Annotated in this window: 24 protein-coding genes; 22 read left to right on the top strand and 2 right to left on the bottom strand. The window is 35.6% G+C overall.

What is annotated here, in order from left to right; translation table 11 throughout:
- Positions 1–131 precede the first annotated feature (131 nt).
- Genes DKL58_RS07650 through DKL58_RS07640 form a run of 3 tightly spaced genes read left to right on the top strand, consistent with a single transcriptional unit; the run spans position 132 to position 4,924 of the window.
- Positions 132–1,733, top strand: a complete 1,602-nt coding sequence (locus DKL58_RS07650) for an ATP-binding cassette domain-containing protein (protein WP_109586687.1) — start codon at positions 132–134, stop codon at positions 1,731–1,733.
- Complete coding sequence (locus DKL58_RS07645) at positions 1,723–3,306, top strand: ATP-binding cassette domain-containing protein (RefSeq protein WP_109586686.1); 1,584 nt, start codon at positions 1,723–1,725, stop codon at positions 3,304–3,306. The genes DKL58_RS07650 and DKL58_RS07645 overlap by 11 nt, the downstream gene beginning before the upstream one ends.
- 25 nt (positions 3,307–3,331) lie before the next feature.
- A complete protein-coding gene (locus tag DKL58_RS07640) occupies positions 3,332–4,924 on the top strand; it encodes an ATP-binding cassette domain-containing protein (protein ID WP_109586685.1) in 1,593 nt (530 codons plus the stop codon).
- Positions 4,925–4,993: 69 nt separating this feature from the next.
- Here DKL58_RS07640 and DKL58_RS07635 read toward each other — a convergent pair whose 3' ends face one another.
- A complete protein-coding gene (locus tag DKL58_RS07635) occupies positions 4,994–6,355 on the bottom strand; it encodes an HD domain-containing protein (protein ID WP_109586684.1) in 1,362 nt (453 codons plus the stop codon).
- A 188-nt stretch (positions 6,356–6,543) separates the two neighbouring features.
- On the opposite strand from DKL58_RS07635, the gene DKL58_RS07630 reads away from it, so the two are divergent.
- The 3 genes from DKL58_RS07630 to DKL58_RS09640 all read left to right on the top strand — a co-directional run bounded on the left by DKL58_RS07630 (position 6,544) and on the right by DKL58_RS09640 (position 9,626).
- The gene (locus DKL58_RS07630; RefSeq protein ID WP_109586683.1) at positions 6,544–7,374 is read left to right on the top strand and encodes a helix-turn-helix domain-containing protein; all 831 of its coding nucleotides are present in this window, start codon (positions 6,544–6,546) and stop codon (positions 7,372–7,374) included.
- 648 nt (positions 7,375–8,022) lie between these two features.
- The gene (locus DKL58_RS09645) at positions 8,023–8,601 is read left to right on the top strand and encodes an ABC transporter transmembrane domain-containing protein (RefSeq protein ID WP_275425094.1); all 579 of its coding nucleotides are present in this window, start codon (positions 8,023–8,025) and stop codon (positions 8,599–8,601) included.
- Positions 8,547–9,626: an ATP-binding cassette domain-containing protein gene (locus tag DKL58_RS09640; RefSeq protein WP_275425093.1), complete on the top strand. Its 1,080-nt coding sequence runs from the start codon at positions 8,547–8,549 to the stop codon at positions 9,624–9,626. Before DKL58_RS09645 ends, DKL58_RS09640 begins: the two co-directional genes overlap by 55 nt.
- Positions 9,627–9,861: 235 nt before the next feature.
- On the opposite strand, the gene DKL58_RS07620 is transcribed toward DKL58_RS09640, so the two are convergent.
- Positions 9,862–10,626, bottom strand: a complete 765-nt coding sequence (locus tag DKL58_RS07620) for a biotin--[acetyl-CoA-carboxylase] ligase (protein ID WP_109586682.1) — start codon at positions 10,624–10,626, stop codon at positions 9,862–9,864.
- Between the two features lie 381 nt (positions 10,627–11,007).
- Between DKL58_RS07620 and DKL58_RS07615 the strand changes: the two genes are divergently transcribed.
- The 16 genes from DKL58_RS07615 (at position 11,008) to DKL58_RS07540 (ending at position 24,632) form a co-directional block, all read left to right on the top strand.
- Positions 11,008–11,418 (top strand): MarR family winged helix-turn-helix transcriptional regulator, encoded by a 411-nt coding sequence (locus DKL58_RS07615; protein WP_109587024.1) that lies wholly within the window; start codon positions 11,008–11,010, stop codon positions 11,416–11,418.
- A complete protein-coding gene (locus DKL58_RS07610; protein WP_109586681.1) occupies positions 11,415–12,389 on the top strand; it encodes a beta-ketoacyl-ACP synthase III in 975 nt (324 codons plus the stop codon). Before DKL58_RS07615 ends, DKL58_RS07610 begins: the two co-directional genes overlap by 4 nt.
- Before the next feature lie 28 nt (positions 12,390–12,417).
- On the top strand, positions 12,418–12,666 hold the full coding sequence (locus tag DKL58_RS07605) for an acyl carrier protein (protein ID WP_038523954.1): 249 nt from the start codon (positions 12,418–12,420) through the stop codon (positions 12,664–12,666).
- A 3-nt stretch (positions 12,667–12,669) separates the two neighbouring features.
- Positions 12,670–13,623 (top strand): enoyl-[acyl-carrier-protein] reductase FabK, encoded by a 954-nt coding sequence (fabK, locus tag DKL58_RS07600; protein ID WP_109586680.1) that lies wholly within the window; start codon positions 12,670–12,672, stop codon positions 13,621–13,623.
- A complete protein-coding gene (locus DKL58_RS07595; RefSeq protein WP_109586679.1) occupies positions 13,610–14,560 on the top strand; it encodes an ACP S-malonyltransferase in 951 nt (316 codons plus the stop codon). The genes fabK and DKL58_RS07595 overlap by 14 nt, the downstream gene beginning before the upstream one ends.
- On the top strand, positions 14,557–15,291 hold the full coding sequence (gene fabG / locus DKL58_RS07590) for a 3-oxoacyl-[acyl-carrier-protein] reductase (RefSeq protein WP_109586678.1): 735 nt from the start codon (positions 14,557–14,559) through the stop codon (positions 15,289–15,291). The genes DKL58_RS07595 and fabG overlap by 4 nt, the downstream gene beginning before the upstream one ends.
- Positions 15,292–15,301: 10 nt before the next feature.
- Positions 15,302–16,534 carry a beta-ketoacyl-ACP synthase II gene (fabF, locus tag DKL58_RS07585; RefSeq protein WP_109586677.1) on the top strand — a complete coding sequence of 411 codons (1,233 nt, stop codon included), beginning with the start codon at positions 15,302–15,304 and terminating at the stop codon, positions 16,532–16,534.
- Positions 16,535–16,996 carry an acetyl-CoA carboxylase biotin carboxyl carrier protein gene (gene accB, locus DKL58_RS07580; RefSeq protein WP_109586676.1) on the top strand — a complete coding sequence of 154 codons (462 nt, stop codon included), beginning with the start codon at positions 16,535–16,537 and terminating at the stop codon, positions 16,994–16,996. It abuts the gene before it with no gap.
- Positions 16,997–17,007: 11 nt separating this feature from the next.
- Positions 17,008–17,454, top strand: coding sequence for a 3-hydroxyacyl-ACP dehydratase FabZ (fabZ, locus tag DKL58_RS07575; RefSeq protein WP_109586675.1), 447 nt, complete (start codon positions 17,008–17,010; stop codon positions 17,452–17,454).
- Between the two features lie 11 nt (positions 17,455–17,465).
- Positions 17,466–18,863 (top strand): acetyl-CoA carboxylase biotin carboxylase subunit, encoded by a 1,398-nt coding sequence (locus DKL58_RS07570; protein WP_109586674.1) that lies wholly within the window; start codon positions 17,466–17,468, stop codon positions 18,861–18,863.
- Positions 18,853–19,707: an acetyl-CoA carboxylase carboxyltransferase subunit beta gene (locus tag DKL58_RS07565; RefSeq protein WP_109586673.1), complete on the top strand. Its 855-nt coding sequence runs from the start codon at positions 18,853–18,855 to the stop codon at positions 19,705–19,707. The genes DKL58_RS07570 and DKL58_RS07565 overlap by 11 nt, the downstream gene beginning before the upstream one ends.
- Positions 19,697–20,467 carry an acetyl-CoA carboxylase carboxyltransferase subunit alpha gene (gene accA, locus DKL58_RS07560; RefSeq protein ID WP_109586672.1) on the top strand — a complete coding sequence of 257 codons (771 nt, stop codon included), beginning with the start codon at positions 19,697–19,699 and terminating at the stop codon, positions 20,465–20,467. The genes DKL58_RS07565 and accA overlap by 11 nt, the downstream gene beginning before the upstream one ends.
- A gap of 102 nt (positions 20,468–20,569) precedes the next feature.
- Positions 20,570–21,760 (top strand): MFS transporter, encoded by a 1,191-nt coding sequence (locus DKL58_RS07555; protein WP_109586671.1) that lies wholly within the window; start codon positions 20,570–20,572, stop codon positions 21,758–21,760.
- A gap of 121 nt (positions 21,761–21,881) precedes the next feature.
- Positions 21,882–22,286, top strand: a complete 405-nt coding sequence (locus DKL58_RS07550; RefSeq protein WP_109586670.1) for a YwiB family protein — start codon at positions 21,882–21,884, stop codon at positions 22,284–22,286.
- Positions 22,287–22,332: 46 nt separating this feature from the next.
- A complete protein-coding gene (rpoE, locus tag DKL58_RS07545; protein WP_109586669.1) occupies positions 22,333–22,887 on the top strand; it encodes a DNA-directed RNA polymerase subunit delta in 555 nt (184 codons plus the stop codon).
- Between the two features lie 125 nt (positions 22,888–23,012).
- Positions 23,013–24,632, top strand: a complete 1,620-nt coding sequence (locus DKL58_RS07540; protein ID WP_109586668.1) for a CTP synthase — start codon at positions 23,013–23,015, stop codon at positions 24,630–24,632.
- Positions 24,633–24,758: the final 126 nt, after the last annotated feature.

Raw genomic sequence — 24,758 nt, 5'->3', positions numbered from 1 at the left:
TAAGCAGATCTTTTAGTTTGGCAGAATTACCACTTAGTCAGCTTTATTGACCCCTTAGTGAAATTCTATTGCATTTAAAATAAAATTAAAGTTTAATAAAAACATACCAAAGATGAAAGGATAAAAGAGCAATGTCACTTAAAGATCTTTTTAAAACCAATATTTTTCGAGGAATTTTTATTCTAATTATTTTCTTATGTTATGCCATTTGTGGAACGTTGGCAACATACCTTTTTAAATATGCAATCAATGATTTAACAAGAGGCAACTGGGACAGATTTGTATTTTGGTTAGTCATTGATTTTATTGTCTCAATCTTTACTGTTTTGTCCTTACCATTGGGAACATTTTTGTTTAATAAGCAAGTTCAAGAATGCTTACATAATATTCGTTCCCAAATAATGCGGCGGTATTACAATTCTGGCGGTTATAAGGTATCAGAAATACAAAATGAGCTAGGTAATAATCTCAAGATTTTAACAGACGATTATGCTACGCCTTGGATTCAAATTTGGACCAACTTGTTAAGTCTTATCTTCGCAATTGGTACATTAATAACTCTTCACTGGTCATTAATTTTATTTGTTGCTGTAGCGGCAATTATTGTGTTGACTCTACCTAAAATTATGACAAAAAAGTTATCTAATTCTACAGCCGCAGCTGCCAAGAAAAACGCACAGCTTTTAAATACAATTGAAAATTGGTTTTCTGGTTTAAGTGAATTGCGCAGATACAGTGCAAGTGGCCGACTAGATAGAGCGCTTGGTCAAGATAGTCGGAAACTGGCAGAAGCCAATGTTTATAGAAAAAAAGTACAAGGGATCTCGATTAGTATTAACGGCTTAGGTAATGCTATTGGTCAAATTGGGTCAAGTTTATTTAGTGGACTACTATTTTTTAAGCATATAATCACTTTGGGTGATTGGTTTATAGCAGGTAGCTTTGCTTCGACCATTTTTAATGGTCTCTGGGAAGTTATCAACGCAATGACGCAAATGAGATCAACCAAAAAGTTACGTCAGGAAATTACTGATTTAACAAAACCAATACCTGAAAAAAAGCCTGGAACGGTTGTTTATGGTGTTGAATGTCACAATTTGAAAGTGCAATATCAAAATGGAGAAAGTATATCTTATCCTGATTTTACTATTAATAAAGGCGATAAGGTCTTACTTTCAGGAGATTCAGGCACAGGTAAGTCAACTCTATTCAAAGTCCTGCTGGGACAACTTAAGCCCAAAACTGGTGAGGTCTTCTTTACTGCTCAAGACGGGACTAAAATTCCGCCTCAGCAAGCTCGACTAGGTTACATAGCACAAGATGCAACGCTCTTTCCTGATACTATTGCAAATAATATTACGATGTTTAACAGCAAACTGGTTAGCAAACTAAAAGAAGCTGTCAAAAAAGTTCAACTGGTGCCAGATTTAGCCAAGTTTCCAAATCAAATTAATACAACGGTCGATTTAGATCAAGGCAATTTATCAGGTGGACAAAGACAAAAAGTAGTTTTGGCCAGGGCCGAAATTCATGATGAACCATTTTTATTACTTGATGAAGCAACTAGTGCAGTTGATAGTAAATCTACCAGTGAAATAATTGACAATTTGCTCGATACCGATAAAACACTTTTAATGATTGCACATAACTTCAGTCCGGAACTAAAAGACAAGTTTGATTATCAAATCAATTTAAAATCAAATAAAAAATCAGGTAATCAAAATGACAATTAAAGAATTTTATAAGATAAATCCTTTACGCTTTATTGTTTTACTTTTAATCAATATTGGTTTATATGCACTGCCAATTCTTGGCACTGCATTCAGTATTATAGAAACTACGGCAATTCAACAAGGCAATTTTAAAATATTTTTAATTGTTAATGTATGTGCTTTTGTATGTTTAATGGCAGATTATCTACTGCAAGGGCTGTCACAATATATTTTGTCTCAGCAGGAAGAGCAATATAATGTTGCAATCAGGGATAAAACCACTAAACATTTTTATGCAGATCAAAAAGACCATGCAGTAGCACAAATTCAAAACCGGTTAACGAATGATATAGTTCAAAGTCAGCAAAATTATATTACTCCTTTTTTTAGCTTAATTGGGGGAGTAGTCATTATAGTTTCTACCATTATATTATTGGTTTCATTACATTGGAGTTTGCTTGTTACCATATCAATAATGGTACTAATCTCCTTAATTTTGCCAAAGCTGTTGGAGAAGCCCTTGCAAAATTCAATGATTCAAGTTTCTAAGACCAACCAAAAATATCTAGATTGCCTGGAGAAATGGCTTAATGGACTTGCAGAAATACAACGCTATTTTAGTGGTGCAAAATTATTTAAGGTAACGAGTAAAGCTGCTAAAAATTTAGAAGATGCTAATGTTAAACAGAATGGTGCTATGCAGCTACTAACCGTAATCAATGGCCTAGTATCGGCTATTTTCTCTTTGATTTTATTTTCATTAGTTGGTTATTTGTTTCAACAAAAACTAGTTGTGTTTGGTGCCATTACCGGAGTGGGCAACTGCCAATCATATTTGAGACAGGGAATTCAGATTATAGTAACCTCTTATGGGAAAATGAAGGGGTCCGAAACTCTAAATAAAGAAATTGCTAAAACAGCGACACCAGTAAAAAAGGTGCAAACTGCAAAAAAGGTAAGACCAGTCGCTATTAGCACTCACAATCTTAATTTAAAATTTCCCAATGGTGAAAGGTTACAGTTTCCTGATATTAATATTGAACAAGGTGAAAAAATACTGTTGACTGGAGATTCAGGAGCTGGCAAATCAACATTGTTTAAACTTATTTTAGGACAAATCAAGCCAAGTTCTGGACAAATCATATTTAAAGATAAAGATGGTTCAAGGATTAATCCAGATATGAGTAAAATTGGCTATATTCCGCAAGACCCTGTGCTTTTTCCGGTAACTATTGCTGATAACATGACTATGTTTTCCGATAAATTAAAAAGTGCACTGCCACAATTAGTTGAAAAAGTTCAACTTGCTGGCGATATTGCCAAGTTTGATGATGGTTTAGAACAAAAAATCGATTTAAACAAATTGAATATTTCTGGTGGTCAAAGACAAAAGATTGTTCTAGTACGAGCTTTAGTCCATCAAAGTGAAATTTTTTTGATTGATGAAGGAACCAGTGCTATTGACCAGCAAGCGACAATGCAAATTTTGCAGGAAATCACATCGAGTTCTGCTACAGTAATCTTTATTGCACACAGCTTTAATGATCAAATGAAAGAAATGTTTGACAGAGAAATTCACTTAAGGAAAACATAAAGCAATAAAAAGGAGGTAAGATATTATGACAATTAAGGACTTTTATAAGCAAAACCCTTTACGCTTCATGATACTAATTTTGATTACCGTTTTAGAGTGGACTTTACCAATTGTAACTACACAATTAATTATGCTTGAAACCACAGCAATTCAGCAACAGAAATTCCAACAGTTTTTAATTATAAATGTCATTTCATTTATGCCTTTCCTATTTCAATATTTAATACAAGGACTGCATGCGTTCTTTCTATCAAAACAACAAGAGGAATTTAATTTTAATATCAGAAAAAGATCTGTATCTCACTTTTATGCGGATCAAAAAGAGCATTCTGTTGCCCAGATTCAAAATCGATTAACAAATGACCTGAATCAGAGCCAAGAAAATTATTTTGCACCATTTTTTGGTCTAATTGGTGGTGTTATTAATTTAGTATCTGTAGTTGTTCTGCTTATTTCATTACACTGGAGTTTACTTCTCACAATTATTTTGATGGTGGCTATTTCATTAGTGTTACCAAAATTATTAGAAAAGCCACTACAAAATTCAATGACCAAGATATCAAAGAGTAATAATCAATATCTCGATTGCTTAGAAAAGTGGCTTAATGGCCTTGAAGAACTACAACGTTATTTTGCCGGAGGAAAACTATTTAAAGTAACTAATGATGCAGCTAAAGAGCTAGAAGATGCTTATGTCAAGCAAAATGGGGTTACACAATTACTAAGTATAATTAATGGATTGGTATCAGTTTCTTTTTCATTAATTTTATTCTTACTAGCGGGTTATTTGTTCCAAGCTAAAATAGTAGCATTTGGTGCAATCACTGGAGTAGGCAATTGTAATTTCTACTTAAGGCAAAGTATTCAAATCATAGTTAGTCGCTATGGACAAATAAAGGGCTCCAAAACTTTAAATCAGGAGATTGCCAAAACGGCTGCGCCAGTTAAAAAAGAGCAAACTGAAGAAGTAGCAACTCCAGCATCACTTAGTACGCATGATCTTAGTTTGCAATTTCCTAATGGAGAAAGTCTAATTTTTCCAGACATTAATATTAAGTCAGGTGAAAAAGTGCTTCTGACTGGTGATTCTGGAGCTGGGAAATCAACCTTGTTTAAACTCATTCTAGGACAAATCAAACCAACTTCAGGGCAAATTATTTTTAAAGACAAAGATGGTGCTGTGGTTAACCCAGATATGAGTAAAATTGGCTATATTCCCCAAGATCCTGTACTTTTTCCGGTAAGTATTGCTGACAACATGACTATGTTTGTAGACAAATTAAAGAGCGCTTTACCGTCACTGGTTGAAAAAGTACAATTAGCAGGTGATATTGCCAAATTTGATGAAGGATTAAATCAAAAAATCGATTTGAACAAGTTAAATATCTCGGGAGGACAAAGACAAAAAATTGTTCTGGTGCGGGCTTTAGTTCATCAAAGTGAAATAATTTTGATTGATGAAGGAACTAGTGCAATCGATCAGCAAGCTACTATGCAAATCTTGCATGAAGTGAAGTCTACTCCTGCTACTGTTATTTTTATCGCTCACAGTTTTAATGAACAAATGAAACAGCTATTCGACAGAGAAATTCATTTGGTCAAAAAAGTTAAAGATTGAAAAGAATTATACTTTTAACTTAAATCATAACAAAAGTAGTAAAAGCAGCTGAATCAGCGATTCAGCTGCTTATTTATTTTTTGGTTTTCTCAAGTATCGCAAAGTGCCATTTTTAATGTAACGCTGAAATTTTTGATATAACGGATCAAAAATTTGGGGTTCATCGCTATTTGACATCATGATTTTAGGAAAGAAGAAGCGTTCATCACCTTGCAATGTACCATTCAATGAACGTACAAGAGGACTCAAATGTGATAATTCGATTAATTGCCCATCGTCTTGCATAATTTCAATTTGACTGTTAGCATTTTTACCAGTCGGTTTATAAGCATCATAAGGTTCATCAAAAGCTGAATTGGTATCGGTGTAATAATTTGGATCAAAACCAGCCTGTTTGATTAAATCTTTTAATTTTGGCAGCAGACTTTTGGTTTCTGGATTGATACATACACTGGCTAAAGGTTTTCTGAAGAGATAGCGCCTAGTTAAATCAGATAGAATTGGATCGCTGGCTTTTGTCCACATTGAAAAATTAGTTTCCATTACACCATCATCTAGCTCCAGGTAATCATCAAGCGTCCAGTCATTAGCCAGAAATTTTGCTAAACTAGGAGTAACTGGCAAATTCCCTTGTTTATAAATGATTTTGGCTCTTTCAAGCAAATGCTGTAAAATAACTTCCATCGAACGACCAACTCTGTGGAAATAAACCTGTTGATACATTTGATAACGAGAAACAATATAATCTTCAACAGCATGCATTCCCGCCATTGTAAAGCAAATTCCCTCACTATATGGGCGAATTTCTTGCAAAATTCTAGATAAATCGAACTTTCCATAAGTAACTCCAGTGAAGTAAGCATCGCGTTGCAAGTAGTCCATTCTGTCAGCATCTGCTTGACTAGAAATCATTTTGACTACTTGTGGGTTGGGATAAGTTTTAGCAATAACGCTGGCTACAAGACCTGGAAAATTTGGTGAAACTGTCCGCAGGACTTGATTAATTTCTGTATTTGAGTCAGTGATAATCTTTTGACCAATTTTTTCGTGGTTTGTATCAAAAAGATGTTCGAAAGTATGTGAATACGGGCCGTGTCCAATATCATGGAGAAGTGCAGCACATTCGACTAATAATCTGTTATTATCGTCCCATAGACCATCACCAGGCCTCTGTGATGGATATTTTTTTGCAAAAATATTGCAAATTCTGCGAGTTAATTCATAAACGCCCAGATTATGTTCAAAACGTGTGTGTGTTGCACCAGGGAAAACATATGCAATGGGACCAAGTTGCTTAATTCTGCGCATTCTTTGAAATTCCTGGGTTTTCAGGATATCAAGTATAACCTTGTCTTCAATGTGGATGTACTCGTGAACTGGATCTCTTAAAACTACTTCTTTTTTAAGTTTAATGTTATGAAAATTTGGCATGTCGAATCCTCTAAAGCTGTTATATTAAACTGTTATTAATAACTTAAATTATAACAAACTTGGACTCTTTTGATTAATATCATTGTTCTTTTGGCTTATTTTATTAAAATTAAATAATAAGTTGTGCCAGCTTAACAAATTTACCCATATTTTATAGTTATATATAGTATAAAAAGATAGGTGATTGAATGAACTATATAGGTAATAAATTAAAAAGTTTACGTCAAGAATTAGGATTAACTCAAACAGAAATGGCAGCTGGAGTTATTTCTGTTTCATTTTACTCGAAAGTAGAAAGAGGACTAAATGATATTGGAGTAAATGACTTTTTAGATATTTTGCAAAAGCATGATATCAGTCCACAAAAATTTTTTGAAGATTTTAAAACTAATAAAGATAATAGAAAACAGGTTTTAGTCTTAATGAATAAGTTTATTAAAGCAGCGTATGGTGATAACGATCTAGAATTAAAAAAAATAATAAAAGCATTAGAGTTGATTAAACCAAAGACAGCTTTTATAAAATTCTCTCTTTTACAAGCGAATTTAATAGAAAAAACTCATAATACTAATGCAATTAATCATTTAGACAAAGTTCAAAAAAATAAAATTAAGAAAGTTATTTTTCAAAAAGATACAGATGAAAATGAGTATCACCGCATTATTCTATTGGCAAATATAATTCAAATATATAGTTTTGATGAAGCTTCTTTTTTAATTAATAATATTATCAATCGTTACCAAAAGGTTGATAAATTAGATAAAAATATTATGGTCGCATTAAGTGTATTAATGATAAATTATACAGACCTATGCTATAAGGAAAAAAAGTATAATCTTTGCTCTTTGCCTCTTCAATATGTAGAAAAATTACCAAATGATATTGAATTAGCTTTTACTAAAATTCTTGGTAAGTATTATTATTATTTGATAAATGATAATAAAATTGAAACCAAAAATATAAGAGAAGTTCTTATTCAAGCTGGGTATAACGCTAATGTCAAAAAAATGGTTAGATAAAATTTTCAAATAGGAAAAAAGGATTACAAAAGCAAATAATAGAGTTATCATTTATTTAAAAGTTATATAAGGAGGAATATATTATGGATCTTTTAAGAAATGTTATTATTATTATTGCTGATATGTAAATTGAAGCTTAAATATTATAATAGTAATAGTTATATTAAATCGTATGTTTATAAAAGTTTTAGAAGATTAGATTAATTTTCTAAACATGCTAATACAAAAGATCAATTAGTTTTACTATGGTTGGCTACCAGTCAACTTTGTAATTCAAAGTTGATCTTTTTATTTTATTATTTAGTTACCTTACTCACAATATCTAAATTTATAATAAAGCTATCGATATCAGAGATTTTATGTGAATACTTAATAATGAACATAATTTTTAATGTGGATGTTATTTATGATCTTATTGTTTTAGAGTTTTATAGTGTAATTTTACACAAACTTGTGGCAGGTGGTTCCTAACTATATATAATTAGGAAACCAAGTACTTCCAAAGATAATTAAGCATTTTAGCCTTAAAAATTTTTTACAAAAATAAGTCAATATTAAATTTTAATGGTAAAATTTTACCCAAGTAGTTTTAACGGTCAAATTTATTTTGAATCTGAACATAAAAGGTTGAGTTTGAGGTCAAGTTTTATGAAAAGTTTGTTCAAATATGTTAAACAAGAACCGACTAAAGTTACTTTGGTGGTAATCCTCCAATTAATTTGTTCAGCTTTTAGGGTTCTTAATTCACTAATTAATGTTTTTATTTTAAATAGTTTAATTAAACTTGATTTTCAGGCTTTTTTTAAATACATTTTATTAAATTTCTTATTATTCTTGGTGATGACTGTATTTTTAATTAGTGAACAAGTATTGAGCGTTAAAACAGTACAGTTTCTTAGCTTAAGATTACGTCAGGATATTATTGAACACATAGAAAATTACTCTGTTTCACGGTTTGAAAAGAATGATACTGGAGTTTATACATCATGGCTAACGAATGATATGAATTTAGTTGAAGAAAATGGGTTTAACAATTTATTTTCAATGGTACAAATTTTTGGTGATTCTGTTTTTTCTCTAATTGCATTGATAAAATTAAACTGGTCTTTTCTGCCTCTGGTAGCAATTTTGACTCTTTTTACTTTGGATTACCTCAGCTTGTACGAAAGAAAGTGGCCAGCAGCAACTTCACTACCAGTAAGGAAAATGAAAAGGTGGTTAATGTAATTAATGACTGTCTGCAAGGCTTTGCCACTTATAATATTTTTACTGCAGAACAGCAAATAGAAAAGCGGATTACTATTGCCGTTAATAAATTAATTGGGGCAAAAGTTCGACAATCAAAATATAGGTCTTTTAATGGCAGTATAGGTGGCGCCAGTAATGTTATCAGTCAAGTAATTATTCAAGCTTGGACAGGTTTATTAATTTTAGAAAAACAAGTAACTATTGGGGTAATTAATTCGTCCACTTCACTTGCTTTTAATGTTTTTAATTCACTTGCTGTTATTGCACCAATTTTGACTGAGTTGCAAGCGCTCAACCCGATTTTTAGCAAATACCAATTAGATGAACCAGTTAAAGCTCATGCTCAAGCTGGCAGTAAAATTGCTGACATCAATATTACAGCTAAAAATTTACAAATTGCATATCTTCCAGATAAACCAGTATTTAAAAAGCCACTCAATTTTACTATTCTTGATGGTCAAAAAGTTGCGGTTGAGGGTGAATCAGGTAGTGGTAAGAGTACGTTGTTAAAAATTTTAGCCGGTAGGTTGACAGATTACACAGGTGATCTCCAATTAGACAAAACTGAAATTAAAAAACTTGATAATAATACGTTACGGTCTAATGTTGTGTACATTGATCAAACTGCATATCTTTTTAATGATACAGTGCGCTATAATCTGGAACTTGACCAGCATTTTACTGACGAAGAAATAAAATCTGCATTGGAAAAGGCTGATTTATGGAATTTTGTAAATAATTTGCCACGGAAATTAGATACAAAAGTTGGCGAGGGAGGCGCTAGTTTATCTGGCGGACAAAAGCAGCGTTTGGCTTTAGCTCGTGGATTACTTAGAAAGCGCAAGTTATTTTTGCTTGATGAATCTACAAGCAGCTTGGACAAAGCAGGAGCTATCAAAGTTGAAAATGACTTTTTAAATCAGCCCAAAATTACTGTTGTGTTTGTCAGTCACCAGTTACATGAAGAAAATAAAGATAAATTTGACCAAATCATAACAGTCTAATATTTTAAATAGTCGTCTTTATAATTAGATGGCCAGCTTTAAAACGACTCAGCACCATTCAAAGAATAAAAGAAGCTTTCAAAGATTCTTTAAATAAGGCAGAGAGAAAGTAATAGATTTTCAAACGCACCTGTAAAAAGCATTATTTGCAGGTGTGTTTGTTATATTAAAAGCTATAACTGTTTAAGACAATATACATTTTTAAAAGACGAAGAGGTTTCGTCTTTTTTGTTTGCTAAAAATTTCTTACTTTCGTGACCTCGCCAGCATTAAAACTTTTTAAACCTGTTTCAGTTTCTAAAACTAAATTTGCCTGTTGCGTTAAGTCTGTCACCTTTCCTTGTATTATTTGTTTGCCCACTCGCAATACTACCTCATGATTCATTAGTGCCAGCTTCTTTTTGTATTTAGGCAAAAAATTGCTTTGATCAAAATGAGGAATAAATTCAAATAAATTTTCTGTAATTTGTGCGATAAATTGACAAATTTGCTTTTCACTAGGGATTTTTGTTAGTAAGTTGCCAGCTGTTTTTAATTCATTATGCAAATGATCCTGGTAAAGATTGCAGCCAATCCCAATAATGGCAACTTGGGGCTGTGGTACTTCAACCAAAATACCAGCTATTTTTTTACCTTTAAAAAGCAGATCATTCACCCATTTGAATTGAGTATCTAGATGAAATACCTCTTTAATAGCCAAATACAGTTGCCATGCAATACCTGTAGTTAATAAACCTTGATTCTGCCAGTTCAATTGCGGCACTTTGATAACAAGTGATAAATAAATGCCACCTTTTTGTGAAATAAAGTGGCGACTTTGTTTACCGTAGCCAGAGCTTTGTTCATCACTTCCGTATAGCACTGGACCTAAATATCCCTTAGAAGCTAGTTTTTGTTTTGCATACAAATTTGTGGAATTAATACTTCTCCACCAATTAATTTCTAGTTGAAATTTGTTTAACAATATTTTGAGGTATTTTTCTCTTTTTAAACTATTCATTAATAATCTATCCTTATACCTAATTAAATTTGCAAAAATACTTTGATATTCAAACTATTTATTTTTAGAGTTTTTAAAAAATACTTGCCTTGATAACGCAAATAAACTAATATTGCAAAAAGGAGTTTGACATTTAGTAAATAATACCATATCATACTCTAATAATTTATTTTGAACATAAAAGTATTTAAAGGAGATGCTCATTGTTGGCATAAAGCGAAATTATTTGAAATAAAAATTTAAATTATAGCTTTATATATATTTATAAAAAAGTATCAAGATTTTATTGGTACAGATTATATAGTTGAGTAAGAGGTGGTGCTATTGGAGACAAGCTTAAAACGCATCAATAATCTTTTGTCTACGGTTTATTCAGATATCATGAAAGTCGAAGAACGCGAATTACGTAAAAGTGAATTTAAAGACATTTCATTAAGAGAATTACATGCGATCGACGCAATTACCATGTATGAACATAAGACTAGTTCACAAGTCGCAAGGGAGTTGATGGTGACGGCAGGTTCGCTGTCAACAATGGTCAATAACTTGGTTCGAAAGGGCTATGTCATGCGAATAAACGGTGAAGATGACAGGAGGATAATCCGACTGGGCTTAACTAGTCGGGGACGCTTAATTTATCGGGCGCACGATTCATTTCACCGCCATATGGTAAAACAATTTATTGCAGGCTTTGATAATGAACAGGTGGCAATTATTGAACGTGCTTTGTTGAACCTGCGTGCTTTTCTTGAATTTCCGGCCCGAATTGATAATAAAAGGAGCGATAACTGATGAGCTTAAGAATTAGTCAAACTGCTCATTATGTTCCCTCTAAGGTAATTACCAATGATGACTTAGCGCAGATAATGACTACGTCAGATGAATGGATCTCTTCAAGAACTGGTATCAAACAAAGGCATGTAGTTCAAAATGAACAAACTTCTGATTTGGCTTTAGCAGTAGCTCAACTGCTGTTACAAAAAGCTAATCTCAAGCCAGAGCAATTAGATTTTATTATCATTGCTACTATGTCGCCTGATTATCTGACACCTTCAACAGCAGCAATTGTGCAGGGGAAACTGCACGCTGGCAAAGCATTGGCATTTGATATTAATGCAGCTTGTTCTGGTTTTATTTATGCTTTGGCAATTGCAGATAAATTGCTAGCTGGATCCTATCAACGAGGATTAGTTATCGGAGCAGAAGTTTTGTCAAAGTTGATAGATTGGCAAGAGCGTTCAACTGCTGTTCTCTTTGGGGATGGCAGTGGTGGCGTGTTAGTTGAAAAAAGTTCTCAAGCAGAAGGAATAGTTGCTGAAGATTTGGCAGCTTTTGGAGAATTGGGAGCAAAATTAACCGCAGGGTACCAACCTTTATGTTCACCGTATAGTTCGGATAAGATTGCAAAACACAAGAAATACTTTGAGATGGATGGTAGAGCTGTTTATGACTTTGCTACTCATGAAGTACCTAATTCCATTAGGCGAGTTTTAACAAAAGCAAACTGGAAAAAGGATGATGTGCAGTGGTTTTTGCTCCATCAGGCAAATGGACGCATTATATCTGCGATAGCAAAGCATCTAAATATTGCTGAAGAAAAATTTTTGGAAAATATTGCCAAATATGGCAATACTTCTGCTGCCAGTGTGCCAATACTATTGGATGAAGCAGTTAATTCTGGCATCATTAAACGCAATCAAAAACTAATATTAAGTGGCTTTGGTGGTGGTCTGACGGCTGCCAGCATTGCTTTAAGCTTTTAAAGATAATTTATTAAGAAAGAGAAATCAAATGACTGAAGAAGAAATTTTTAACAAAGTAAAAGAAATTATTGTTGCACAAACCGGAGAAGACGAAAGTGCTGTCACAGCTCAATCCAATATAAAAGACGATTTAAATGCTGACAGTCTGGATGTATTTGAAGTGATTAATGAATTAGAAGATGAATTTGACATTAAAATTGAAAGTGAAGAGGGCATTGAAACAGTTCAGGATTTAGTCGATTTTGTTAAAAAACAACTGGCAGCGAAAGAAGGTTAACAAATGGAATTAAGTCCATTTATGAAAGAACTGGGTCTTAAATACCCAATTTTTCAAGGAGGCATGGCCTGGGTTGCGGATGGCAAACTGGCAGCTGCTGTTTCAAATGCTGGTGGCTTAGGAATTATTGGTTCGGGCAATGCACCTGGCAGTGTTGTGGCTGATGAGATTGAATCAGCTAAATCACTGACAAAAAAGCCTTTTGGTGTAAATGTGATGTTGCTTTCACCTTATGCTGATGAAGTTGTCAAGGTTATTTTGGCAAATAAAGACAGTGTTGCAGTTGTGACTACTGGAGCGGGTAATCCGGCAAAATACATAGAAAAGTTAAAAGATGCTGGTATTAAAGTAATCCCAGTTGTTGGTTCCGTTGCCTTGGCCAGAATGATGGAACGTGTAGGTGTTGACGCTGTTGTGGCCGAAGGGATGGAATCAGGTGGTCATATCGGAAAATTAACGACAATGGCTCTGGTACCACAGGTTGTAGATGCAGTTAAAATTCCCGTAATTGCAGCTGGAGGAATAGGCGACGGTCGCGGTATGGCTGCTGCATTCATGTTGGGTGCTGAGGGCGTGCAAATGGGCACTCGCTTTTTAGTAGCAACTGAATCAAAGATACATCCTAATTATAAAAAAGCTGTTTTACGTGCCAAAGATGCCAGTACCCTAGTTACTGGTGAATATGCAGGCCATCCTTCACGGGTTTTAAAAAATAAGATGGCTAAAACGTATATTGGAATTGAAAAGGAAGAGGCGTTAAAGCCGCATCCTGATTATGACAAGTTAGAGGAACTGGGAACCGGTAGTTTGCGAAGGGCGGTAATTGAAGGCGATTCTGAAACAGGATCTTTCATGGCAGGTGAAATCGCCGGCATGGTAAAAAAAGAACAACCTGCTGCAGAAATTCTAGCTGAAGTTTATAGTCAAGCAGACAAATTGCTAAATGGGGAAAGATAAGCAAATGATCTGTTTACTATTTAGTGGTCAGGGGGCTCAAAAAACCGGTCTGACTTATGATTTATACCAAACTGAACCGCACTACCGGAAAATCATTGCTAAAGCAAGTGATATATTGCAGTTAGATCTCGCGGAATTATTATTTGACCCAGATAAAGCAAATAAACTAGCGCAAACCCGTTATTCTCAACCCGCTATTTTGACAATGAGTTACGGCTTGTACCAAATTCTTAGCGAAAATGCTGATTTTAAAAAATTAGGTATCGGACTTAGCCTGGGGGAATATAGCGGTCTTGCTTGTGCCAATTACTTGGAATTCAATTCAGCACTTCGCTTAATAAAAAAGCGCGGTGAACTTATGCAACAAGCAAGCAGTCAAAATCCCGGAGTTATGGTAGCAGTCATGAAGAGTTCTATAGCAAGCGTTGAATTAGCCATAAAGGATGCCCAAAAAAAAGGTCTGATTGGGATAGCAAATGTTAATACTCCTAATCAAATTGTTGTTGGTGGTGAAAAAGATGCAGTTCAAAATTTGCGTGAACAACTTGAAAAAGATGGTGCGCGTGTAGTTCCACTAAAAGTAAGCGGTGCTTTTCACACACCATTAATGAAATCAATTCAAGGAGCTTTGAAAACTGAATTGCAAAAAGTTGATTGGCATAATGGTACTTTCCCAATTTATAGCACTACGACCCAAAAAGAGTTTGCACCTGACAACCTTGTTTCGACTTTGACGGAGCAGCTAGTTTCGACTACCTATTTTGCAAAAACTTTGGCTCAGCATAGTCAAGATATAACTGCGGTTGTTGAATTAGGACCAGGTAAAACTTTACTTTCTTTTGCACGAAAGATTCTTAAAGGAGTTCCAACCTATCAAACAGATAGCGTGGTCAATATGCAAGAAACGATTTCTGCTTTAAAGGAGTTTAATTCATGAAGTTAAAAGATAGTGTGGTCTTGGTCACTGGTAGTTCACGCGGTATTGGCCTGGCAATTGCTCAAGCTTTTGCCAAACAGGGAACAAAAATAGTTTTAAATGCCCGCAAACCAATTAGTTCTGAAGTCATCGACCAGTTTGAAAAAGATCATGTTGAAGTAATGGATATTAGCGCAGATGTTACTAAAGAAGAAGATGTGAAAGAAATGATTGCCAAAATTATCAATCATTTTGAACATCTAGATGTTGTGGTCAATAATGCCGGTATTGTCAAAGACGGACTGCTCAATCGCATGTCTAAAGCAGACTTTCTAAGTGTAGTTAACACCAATTTGATTGGCACCTTTAATGTCATTAAACAGTCACTGAGACCGATGTATAAGCAAAGAAAAGGCTGTTTTATTAACTTATCGAGTGTAGTTGGTTTAACAGGTAACATTGGTCAGGCTAATTATGCCGCTAGTAAAGCAGGAATTATTGGTTTAACTAAATCTGTTGCTAAAGAAGCAGCATTACGCAATTTGCGCTGTAACGCCATTGCTCCAGGAATGATCGACACACAAATGACTAGAAATCTTAGTGAAAAAATTCAGCAGCAATTACTTAAGGAAATTCCGCTGAAACGTTTGGGACAAATTGAAGAAATAGCACAAACCGCAGTTTTTTTAGCTCAAAATGACTATATTACTGGTCAGACAATAACGGTAGATGGCGGATTGACAATGCAGTAAGGAGTAAGTAATGACAAGAGTAGTAGTTACAGGTTTGGGTGCCTTAACACCTATTGGTAATGACGTTGCCAGTTTTGAAGCTGGACTCAATAGTCAAAAAATTGGTTTTGAGCCAATTACTTATTTTGATGCTGATTCAAGTGGGGTCACTCTGGCTGGGCAACTGGACAATTTTGACCCATTGCTTTTTTTAACTAAAAAAGATACTAAACGCATGGATGCATTCACACTCTACGCGATGTATGCAACTGCACAAGCCATGGAACAAGCAGGAATTGATGATAAAAATACCAATAATGATCGTTTTGGCGTAATCTGGGGCACAGGAATTGGCGGACTAACTACCATCCAGGAACAAGTTATTAAATGGCACGAAAAAGGTCTGGATCGAGTATCGCCAATGTTTATTCCTACTTCAATTGCTAACATGGCAGCAGGCAATATTTCTATTCGCTATCATGCTCAAGGAATCAGTACTACAATTGTGACTGCCTGTGCTTCGAGTACAAATGCAATTGGTGAAGCTTTTAGACAGATAAAAGATGGCTATGCCGATGTCATGATTGCTGGTGGCTCAGAGGCCGCAATCAATGAAAGTGGAATAGCTGGTTTTGCTGCAATTTCAACATTGTCCACGACAACGGCTCCTGAAAAAGCAAGTATTCCCTTTGATCAAAATCGTAACGGTTTTGTGATGGGAGAAGGTTCAGGTTCTCTTGTTTTAGAATCGCTAGAACATGCTCAAAGTCGTGGCGCACATATTTTAGGTGAAATTGTCGGTTATGGGACTAGTTCGGATGCATACCATATTACATCTCCTGATCCAAGTGGCGACCAGGCTGCAAGAGCAATGGAACTGGCTCTTAGTGAAGCTGAAATTAGTCCTGAGCAAGTGGGTTATATCAATGCCCATGGTACAAGTACCAAAGCAAATGATTTGGCTGAGTCTAAAGCAATTAATCAGGTTTTTGGTCAAAATAGTAATGTGCTAGTTTCAAGTACTAAAAGCATGACGGGTCATTTACTAGGAGCAGCCGGAGCTGTTGAAGCTATTGCCACAATTTTGGCGCTTAATTCAGAATTATTGCCGATTAATGTAGGAGTAACCCAGCAAGATCCTGACTGTAAAGTTAATTTGGTCAATAAACAAAATTGTCAACAAAAAATAGATTATGCCATCAGCAATTCATTTGGTTTTGGTGGACATAATGCGGTGATTGCATTAAAAAGGTGGGATGATTAAATGACTTTTGAAGAAATTGAAAAATTGATCGCAGAAATTAATCAAAGTGATATCACCAAACTGGATTTAGATTTTAAGGGTGGTCATATTAAGATTGACAAAAGTCAAGTTGCTGCACCAGTAGAATTAGGAGAAGAAAGTCCTGTAGGCCAATCGTCTGCTAAAACACTGCAGGAAACTAATCATCAAGAACTTAGCAATTTAGATACACCTAAGCAGAAAACTTTAAAAATTAAGGCACCACTTGTTGGCATAGTTTATTTACAAGCAAGTCCAGAAAAACCTCAATATAAAAAGCCGGGTGATCATGTCAATAAAGGTGATGTGGTTTGCGTTATTGAAGCAATGAAAATGATGACTGAAATTAAAAGCGATTTTACAGGGACTATTGATAAAATTTTAGTTACAAATGAACAAGTAGTTGAATATGATCAACCACTGATAACGGTTATTCCAGAATGAAGGAAGCAAATATGAGTAAACCAAAAAAGTTACATACTTTAGATAGTGTGCAGATTCAGGCTATTTTGCCTCACCGCTTCCCAATGCTGTTAATTGATCAGGTCTTAGATTATGAGCCCGGTAAATATGCTGTTGCTCAAAAAAATACCACAATTAATGAAAGCTATTTTCAGGGACATTTTCCGGGTAATCCAGTAATGCCGGGTGTTTTGATAACTGAGGCTTTGGCGCAAACTGGTGCAGTTGCATTGTTGACGATGCCGGAATTTAAAGGAAAAACTGTCTATTTTGGAGGTATCAAGAATGCTCGCTTTAGAACAATGGTTAAGCCAGGAGATACTCTGAATTTAGAAGTTAAGCTGGATAAGCTGCGTGGAAATGCCGGGATTGGTGAGGCAAAAGCAACTGTTAAAGATAAAGTTGCCTGTACTGCCCAGTTAATATTTGCAATTCAGTAAAGTGTGACATTATGTTTAAAAAAATTTTGATAGCGAATCGTGGAGAAATTGCTATAAGGATAATTCGAGCTTTACGCGAAATGGGAATTAAGTCAGTTGCTGTTTATTCAACGGCTGATAAACATGCCCAACATGTGAAAGAAGCTGATGAGGCAATATGTATTGGTTCTCCCCAACCAGCCGATTCGTATTTAAATATGCAAAATATTATCAGTGCCGCTGTACTAACAGAAGCAGATGCAATTCATCCAGGATACGGTTTTTTATCTGAAAGTCCTGAATTTGCTCAAATGTGTGAAGAATGCCACCTGGTTTTTATTGGTCCCAAGTCAAAAACCATTTCTTTAATGGGAAATAAGGCTAACGCTCGGGAAATGATGCGCAAGAATAATATACCTGTTATTCCTGGAAGTGATGGGATTGTTAAAAATGCTGCGGCTGCAATAAAAATTGCCAATAAAGTGGGTTACCCCGTAATGCTCAAAGCCGTTGCCGGTGGTGGCGGAAAAGGAATAAGACGTGTGACTCAAGCTGCTGACTTAACAGAAGCATTCAACCAGGCACAAGAAGAAGCCAGAATTTCTTTTGGAGACGACAGAATGTATCTGGAAAAAATTATTTCCCCAGCCAAACACGTCGAAGTACAGATCATGGCAGATAAAACAGGACATGTGGTGGCACTTCCCGAAAGAGACTGCTCAATGCAACGTCACCAGCAAAAAGTAATTGAAGAAACGCCTTGTTCACAAATCAGTGCAAAAGAAAGAGACTATTTGCAACAGATAACTGTTAAAGCAATAAAGGCAATAAATTATGAAAATGTCGGTACTATCGAATTTTTAATGGATCCTGCTCATCATTTCTATTTTATGGAGATGAATACCAGGATTCAGGTTGAACATTCAATTACTGAAGAAGTTGCTCAGATTGATCTCGTTAAAGAACAGGTTAATATTGCTGCAGGCAAAGATTTGAGCATATCTCAAGAAGATGTGCATGTCCATGGTGCTGCAATTGAAGCCCGCATTAATGCAGAGGATCCTAGTAAAAATTTTTGTCCCCAAGCTGGTAAGATCGTAAAAATGGTATTGCCTAGTGGTCTGGGTATTAGGATTGAAAGTGGGGTTAACAGTGGAGATACCGTTTCACCATTTTACGATTCGATGATTGTTAAAATTATTGCACATGCAACTAATAGGCAAATGGCAATTAAGCGTTTGCTTGATGCTCTTAAAGAGTTTGAAATTAAAGGATTAGTTACTAACCGCGATTTTTTGATCGCTTTGCTTAACGATGATAAATTTCAGACCGGTACATATTTAACAACGTATATAGATCAAGAATTTTTACCCAATTATCTTAAGCGACTAGGACATAATGAAAAGGAAGCGCAGGTTAATGGCAATTAGATTTGCAAGTCATCCCCACAGTGCATTAAAAAAGTATCAGGAAAATGTTCCTAAAGGCATTTTTAGGATTTGCCCTAAATGTGGCAATAAATTTTATTTTCATCGTGCTGGTAAATATCAGCTGTGCCCTAATTGTGGCTACGGTTTTCGAGTGACTGCCAGAGCACGCTTAAAGATGCTGACAAAAGACTTTACGGAATGGGATGCAGATTTAGCGACTACTGATCCCCTTGATTTTCCAGATTATCAGGCTACAATTAAAAAAATGCAGTCCAAAACTAAACTTAAAGATGCAGTTTTAACCGGTAAAGCCAATATTGCTGGTTACGAAACTGCTTTGGGTATTATGGATCCGGTGTTTATAATGGGCAGTCTAGGAACAGCCACTGGTGAGCGAATAACTCGCTTGTTTGAAAAAGCAACCACCAAGAAATTACCTGTTGTTTTGTTCACTGCCTCAGGTGGTGCCAGAATGCAAGAGGGAATTCATTCATTAATGCAAATGGCTAAAATCTCACAGGCAGTTAATGACCATCGCGCAGCACATTTACTTTATGTCAGCGTAATTATGGATCCAACAACTGGTGGTGTCACTGCCAGTTTTGCTTCGCAGGCAGACATTATTTTAGCTGAACCTAAAGCTTTATTAGGTTTTGCCGGACGCAGAGTAATTGAACAGACTATTAATAAGAAACTGCCACCAGATTTTCAGACAGTTGAGCATGCCTACCAAAACGGCTTTATTGATAGTATTGTTCCTCGTGATGAACAGGTAGCCAAACTTGGTCAGATACTTAAAATTTTTGCTGAAGAAAAATGGGAGGCTCAAGTTCATGGCGAGTGATAAAATTTTAGCCATTATGGATGGGGCAAGAAGTGACCATAAAAGTAACATGCATCGTCTGGTAATTCAACTGTTTCCAGATTTTTTTGAAATGCACGGAGACCGTACAAGTAGTGACGATGCCGCCATTAGCGCGGGTTTTGCAACCATAAAAGATATGAGTGTCTGCGTCATTGCAACTAATAAGGGACAAGAATTAAAAGAGCGCATGGCAACTAATTTTGGCAGCCCCTTACCCCAAGGTTATCGTAAAGCACTGCGGGTAATGAAAACGGCTGCTAAAATGAGTGTTCCTATTGTCACTCTTATTAATACTCCTGGTGCATATCCAGGAGCAGAGGCAGAGAAAAACGGCCAGGGGCAGATTATTGCTGCTAATATTAGTGAAATGCTGCAGTTAAGGGTACCAATTCTAACTATTATTATTGGTGAGGCCGGCTCAGGTGGAGCGTTGGCCTTGGCCTGCAGTGATGAAGTCTGGATGCTGGAACACAGTATGTATACAGTTTTGTCACCTGAAGGATTTGCCTCAATTATGTGGAAGGACGCCAAACTGGCTACAAAAGCTGCGGAAATAATGCACATTGAACCGGAATGGTTAAAGAAACAGGGCATAGTAGAACGGGTTTTGCCTGAACAAGTTCTGGAAAATCAAGCTCAAGGATTAAAAGAAATAATTGAGCAAAGGCTAAAAAAATTTCAAACTGAAAATTTGGTAGATTTATTAGATAAAAGACATGCCAGATACCGAAAGTTCTAAAAGAATTTAACCTAATCAATAAAAAATATATTGCTTTAAATATTTAATTAGTTTTTAATTAAAATAGAATTTTAACAGAACTAGCGCGAAACGAGAAAAATTATGTTAGAGAAAAAACCATACTTATTGTCACGCTTAGTTAGTGGCTTGGGCAACTCGCTTTATGGCATGGTTTTTATTTGGTGGATCCAAATTCAAACCAAAAGTTCAACTATGGTTGGCATTACTAATGCTATTTTCACAGTAACTGCTGCTCTTTCTATTTTTTACGGTCCTTTTATTGACAGTCACTCTTTTAAGAAAACCAGCATCTATTCTATGGTGATACAGGTAGTCTTATTGTTTGTGCTTACAGCTGTGATTATTTATTTTAGCCAAAGTTATATTTTAGCTATTATTATTGCTGGATTACTATCAATTTGTGATGAATTTTTTAACCCTGCTGATCGCGCTATTTTAAAAGAATCTCTTCTGGATGAAACAGAAATGACCAGTATTATTTCCAAGATTAATATCGTGGATCAACTGGTAAATGTTGGTGGCATTGCACTTTCTGGTTCATTACTGGCTTTTATGGCAAGCGGAGACATTATTTTAGCTTGTGCCTGCTTGAGTTTACTGGGGCTGTTATTGTTAATTGCAGCTCTGAGAAAAATACCTGTTCATAATGCATTTAAAGAAAAAGAAAGCCAGGCAGAAGGCCTAACTAAATATTGGCAAAAGATTTTCAGTGGCTACAGTTACATTAAGGAAAATGTCTTTTTATTGCACTATCTTTGGTCTGGCTTGCTTTATTCGTTTGCACAACCTGCAATGATTTTAATTTTACCTCGTATAGCCGCAAAAGCGGGACAGCCGGAACTTTATAGCACTTTCTACATATGCATACTGGCGGGAATAATACTGGGAGCCTTAATAGCCGGCAAAATGAAAGCAAAAATTATAACAGTTGGCTGGGCTTGGACTATTAGCGCCATACCGCTTATTTTGATGTTGTTTTCTTTAAAAAACATGGTACTTCTTTGCACATTGCTTTTTCTTTTTGGTCCTGTTACCAGTATTCATAACGTTCTTGCAGAATCTGTCATTCAGACTTCCACAGCAGACAATTATTTGGGGCGAGTTTTAACAACAATCAGAACTTTTGCCAATATTGGTGGACCCGTTTCGTCAGTTGTTTCTGGCATAATTCTTGATCATTTTGGTGAAAAATTTATTGTTATTGTTTGTACAAGCCTAATCATAATTGGTGGTATAAATATTTTGCTGATAGTACCCAAAAAAACTATTTAAAGTAATTATTGGCGTTAAAAAATAATTTGTTTTATAATATTTTCTGCTAAAATTAAGAAGGACATTACGACATATTTGCTAATCTGGAAGGTTGGCTTTTTTATTTCAAAGAATCAGATAGATGACTAAAGTAAAAATTGATTTTACTAGCAAAATAATCCAAGGCAAAGATAGTGAAACTTTCAAGAAAAAAGCTGATGGCGAATTAATTGAATCTGCTGGCAATACTAGAGTTTCATATTTGGAAGATGGCAAAATTCCCGTTAAAATATTAATTAAAGAAGATAATGTGATTATTAGGCGGGGAACTGACAGAAATAACTACTCACAACTCCATTTTGTCGTTGGTGAGCGCAAAGACTGTCGCTATGTTGCTCAAGGCTATCAAATGGATCTCCAAAGTACGACTGAATTTATTAAATTTTTCCCTAAAAGTGATGGTTCAAGCGAACTTAAGATTGAATATAACCTTTATAGTGGTCTATACTTAGTAGGTAATTATGCCGTCACATTGATTTTTACTTGAACGCCTAGTAAAATAAGAAAGACTGTTTAAGAGAGAGGAATACATTGTGGGATTAAACGACTTTAAAAATAAAAATCGCAATGAATTATCAATGATTGAAGTTGCTCGCGCAATTTTAGAAGATAACAATAAGAGAATGGCTTTTGCAGATATTGTTAATGCAGTGCAAAAGTACTTAGGCGTCAGCGATGAAGAAATAAGGGAACGTTTGCCCCAATTCTACACTGACATGAATACCGATGGTGAATTCATTTCTATGGGTGAAAATGTGTGGGCTCTTCGTTCATGGTTTCCTTATGAATCTGTAGATGAAGAGGTTAATCACCCTGAAGACGAGGATGAAGAAGATACTCGGACTCACCATAAGAAAGTTAATGCCTTTTTAGCAAGTGCTACAGGTAGCGATGATATCATTGACTATGATAATGATGATCCGGAAGACGAGGACTTGGATGCCACTGCTGATGACGAGCCGGATGATTTTGATGATGACGATGAATATGTCAATACCGATGATGACGATGATGAAGACTTGCCAGATGGCATTGAAGGTCAGCTATCTGAATTAAATGATGATGAAGACGAAGATGACGATGAATAATTTTCTTGACTTTGTCTCCCAAAATAGATAGTATTTTATTTGGGCACGTTATGTGCGTTTAAGCTCCCGTATGGGAGCTTTTTTATTTTTGATTATTCTTATTTTTTGCAAAGGAGTTTGAGCTAATGACAAAATATATCTTCGTTACTGGCGGTGTTGTTTCTTCACTTGGTAAAGGAATTACTGCCTCTAGCTTAGGTCGATTACTAAAAAACCGCGGTTTAAAGGTGACAATGCAAAAATTTGATCCATACATTAACATCGACCCCGGAACAATGAATCCTTATCAACATGGTGAAGTATTTGTTACTGACGATGGTACTGAAGCAGACCTTGACTTGGGTCACTACGAGAGAATTGTAGACGTACGTACAAGCAAATATTCGAATGTCACTACCGGTAAAATTTACAAAGAAGTGCTTGAAAAAGAACGGCGCGGGGACTATCATGGTGCAACTGTGCAAGTCATTCCCCATATTACAGATATGATTAAGCAAAAAATTATGCGTGCGGGTCTGACCACTGATTCAGACGTTGTTATTTCAGAAATTGGTGGTACTGTTGGTGATATCGAATCAACTCCTTTTATGGAAGCTATCAGACAGATGCGACGTGAAGTTGGTGAAGAAAATGTCATGTACATTCACTGTACTTTAGTACCTTACCTGCATGCAGCCCAAGAAATGAAAACAAAGCCGACACAACATTCAGTCGCTGAACTGCGTAGTATTGGAATTCAACCTAATATGTTGGTGTTACGGGCGGAAATGCCAATTGATCAGGAGCATAAGGATAAAATTTCCAATTTCACTGATGTGCCAGTTGATCGTATTATTGAATCAATTAATGCACCATCACTTTTTGACTTGCCGTTAGCTTTCCAAAAACAAGGGATGGATCAAAAAGTGTGTGACTTCCTACATCTCAAGAGCCCTAAGGATGAAGCTGATATGGCTGAATGGCAAAGGCTTGATGAAAGAGTTAAAAACTTGCAGCACACTACCACGATTACTCTTGTTGGCAAGTATGTTGAACTTGAGGATGCCTATATTTCCGTTACAGACGCCTTGAAGCATGCTGGTTACGCCTACAATACTGATGTCAAAATTAATAAGGTGCAGGCAGAAGACGTGACTGAAGATAATATTGCCGATTTTATGAAAGATTCTGATGGTTTAATCGTTCCCGGTGGCTTTGGCTCCCGCGGCTTTGAAGGAATGATTACCGCAATTAAATATGCCCGTGAAAACGACATTCCGTTTTTAGGCGTTTGTTTAGGGATGCAAATGGCAACAGTCGAGTTTGCCCGTGATGTTTTGGGATATAAGGACGCTAATACCACCGAAGCAGATCCTAAGACTAAGCATAATGTAATTGACATTATGGCTGACAAACGTGATGAAGAAAATATTGGCGGAACCTTGCGTTTAGGTCTTTATCCAGCAACCTTGAAGAAGGGGACAAAGACTGCTGCAGCTTATGATAATCAAGATGTCATTCAGGAGCGTCACCGTCACCGTTACGAGTTTAATAATGAATATCGTGAAGCATTTGAAAAAGCAGGAATGACTTTTGCCGGAGTTTCACCAGATAATCATTTAGTTGAAATTATTGAATTGACTAAAAATAAATTCTTTATTGCTGCTCAATATCATCCCGAATTTTTGAGCAGGCCACAAAGACCTGAGGGACTTTACAAAGCATTTATTGGTGCTGCAAGTGGTCTTCCTGAAGAAAAGCTTTAATTGGCATATTTAGATAATACAAAAACTAGTTTTTTGGGCTGGGGAAGGCGAAGGTCTTCTCTTGTTTTTTCTGTTAAATTCCTATAACATTATTATGACTAAACGAAATAGAAAAGGATTTTTTCG

The sequence above is a fragment of the Lactobacillus kullabergensis genome, assembly GCF_003151025.1.
GTDB classification, from domain to species: Bacteria; Bacillota; Bacilli; order Lactobacillales; family Lactobacillaceae; genus Lactobacillus; species Lactobacillus kullabergensis.
This window is presented reverse-complemented; position numbering and strand designations above follow the sequence as displayed.

Coding starts and splice junctions, on each gene's coding strand:
- DKL58_RS07555 (WP_109586671.1), top strand. CDS start 20,570: ATGTTAGAGAAAAAACCATACTTATTGTCACGCTTAGTTAGTGGCTTG.
- fabZ (WP_109586675.1), top strand. CDS start 17,008: ATGAGTAAACCAAAAAAGTTACATACTTTAGATAGTGTGCAGATTCAG.
- DKL58_RS07640 (WP_109586685.1), top strand. CDS start 3,332: ATGACAATTAAGGACTTTTATAAGCAAAACCCTTTACGCTTCATGATA.
- accB (WP_109586676.1), top strand. CDS start 16,535: ATGACTTTTGAAGAAATTGAAAAATTGATCGCAGAAATTAATCAAAGT.
- DKL58_RS07540 (WP_109586668.1), top strand. CDS start 23,013: ATGACAAAATATATCTTCGTTACTGGCGGTGTTGTTTCTTCACTTGGT.
- DKL58_RS07595 (WP_109586679.1), top strand. CDS start 13,610: ATGGGGAAAGATAAGCAAATGATCTGTTTACTATTTAGTGGTCAGGGG.
- DKL58_RS07630 (WP_109586683.1), top strand. CDS start 6,544: ATGAACTATATAGGTAATAAATTAAAAAGTTTACGTCAAGAATTAGGA.
- fabG (WP_109586678.1), top strand. CDS start 14,557: ATGAAGTTAAAAGATAGTGTGGTCTTGGTCACTGGTAGTTCACGCGGT.
- DKL58_RS07615 (WP_109587024.1), top strand. CDS start 11,008: ATGAAAGTCGAAGAACGCGAATTACGTAAAAGTGAATTTAAAGACATT.
- DKL58_RS07620 (WP_109586682.1), bottom strand. CDS start 10,626: ATGAATAGTTTAAAAAGAGAAAAATACCTCAAAATATTGTTAAACAAA.
- fabF (WP_109586677.1), top strand. CDS start 15,302: ATGACAAGAGTAGTAGTTACAGGTTTGGGTGCCTTAACACCTATTGGT.
- DKL58_RS07550 (WP_109586670.1), top strand. CDS start 21,882: ATGACTAAAGTAAAAATTGATTTTACTAGCAAAATAATCCAAGGCAAA.
- DKL58_RS07645 (WP_109586686.1), top strand. CDS start 1,723: ATGACAATTAAAGAATTTTATAAGATAAATCCTTTACGCTTTATTGTT.
- fabK (WP_109586680.1), top strand. CDS start 12,670: ATGGAATTAAGTCCATTTATGAAAGAACTGGGTCTTAAATACCCAATT.
- DKL58_RS07635 (WP_109586684.1), bottom strand. CDS start 6,355: ATGCCAAATTTTCATAACATTAAACTTAAAAAAGAAGTAGTTTTAAGA.
- DKL58_RS07605 (WP_038523954.1), top strand. CDS start 12,418: ATGACTGAAGAAGAAATTTTTAACAAAGTAAAAGAAATTATTGTTGCA.
- DKL58_RS07565 (WP_109586673.1), top strand. CDS start 18,853: ATGGCAATTAGATTTGCAAGTCATCCCCACAGTGCATTAAAAAAGTAT.
- accA (WP_109586672.1), top strand. CDS start 19,697: ATGGCGAGTGATAAAATTTTAGCCATTATGGATGGGGCAAGAAGTGAC.
- DKL58_RS09645 (WP_275425094.1), top strand. CDS start 8,023: ATGAAAAGTTTGTTCAAATATGTTAAACAAGAACCGACTAAAGTTACT.
- DKL58_RS07570 (WP_109586674.1), top strand. CDS start 17,466: ATGTTTAAAAAAATTTTGATAGCGAATCGTGGAGAAATTGCTATAAGG.
- DKL58_RS07650 (WP_109586687.1), top strand. CDS start 132: ATGTCACTTAAAGATCTTTTTAAAACCAATATTTTTCGAGGAATTTTT.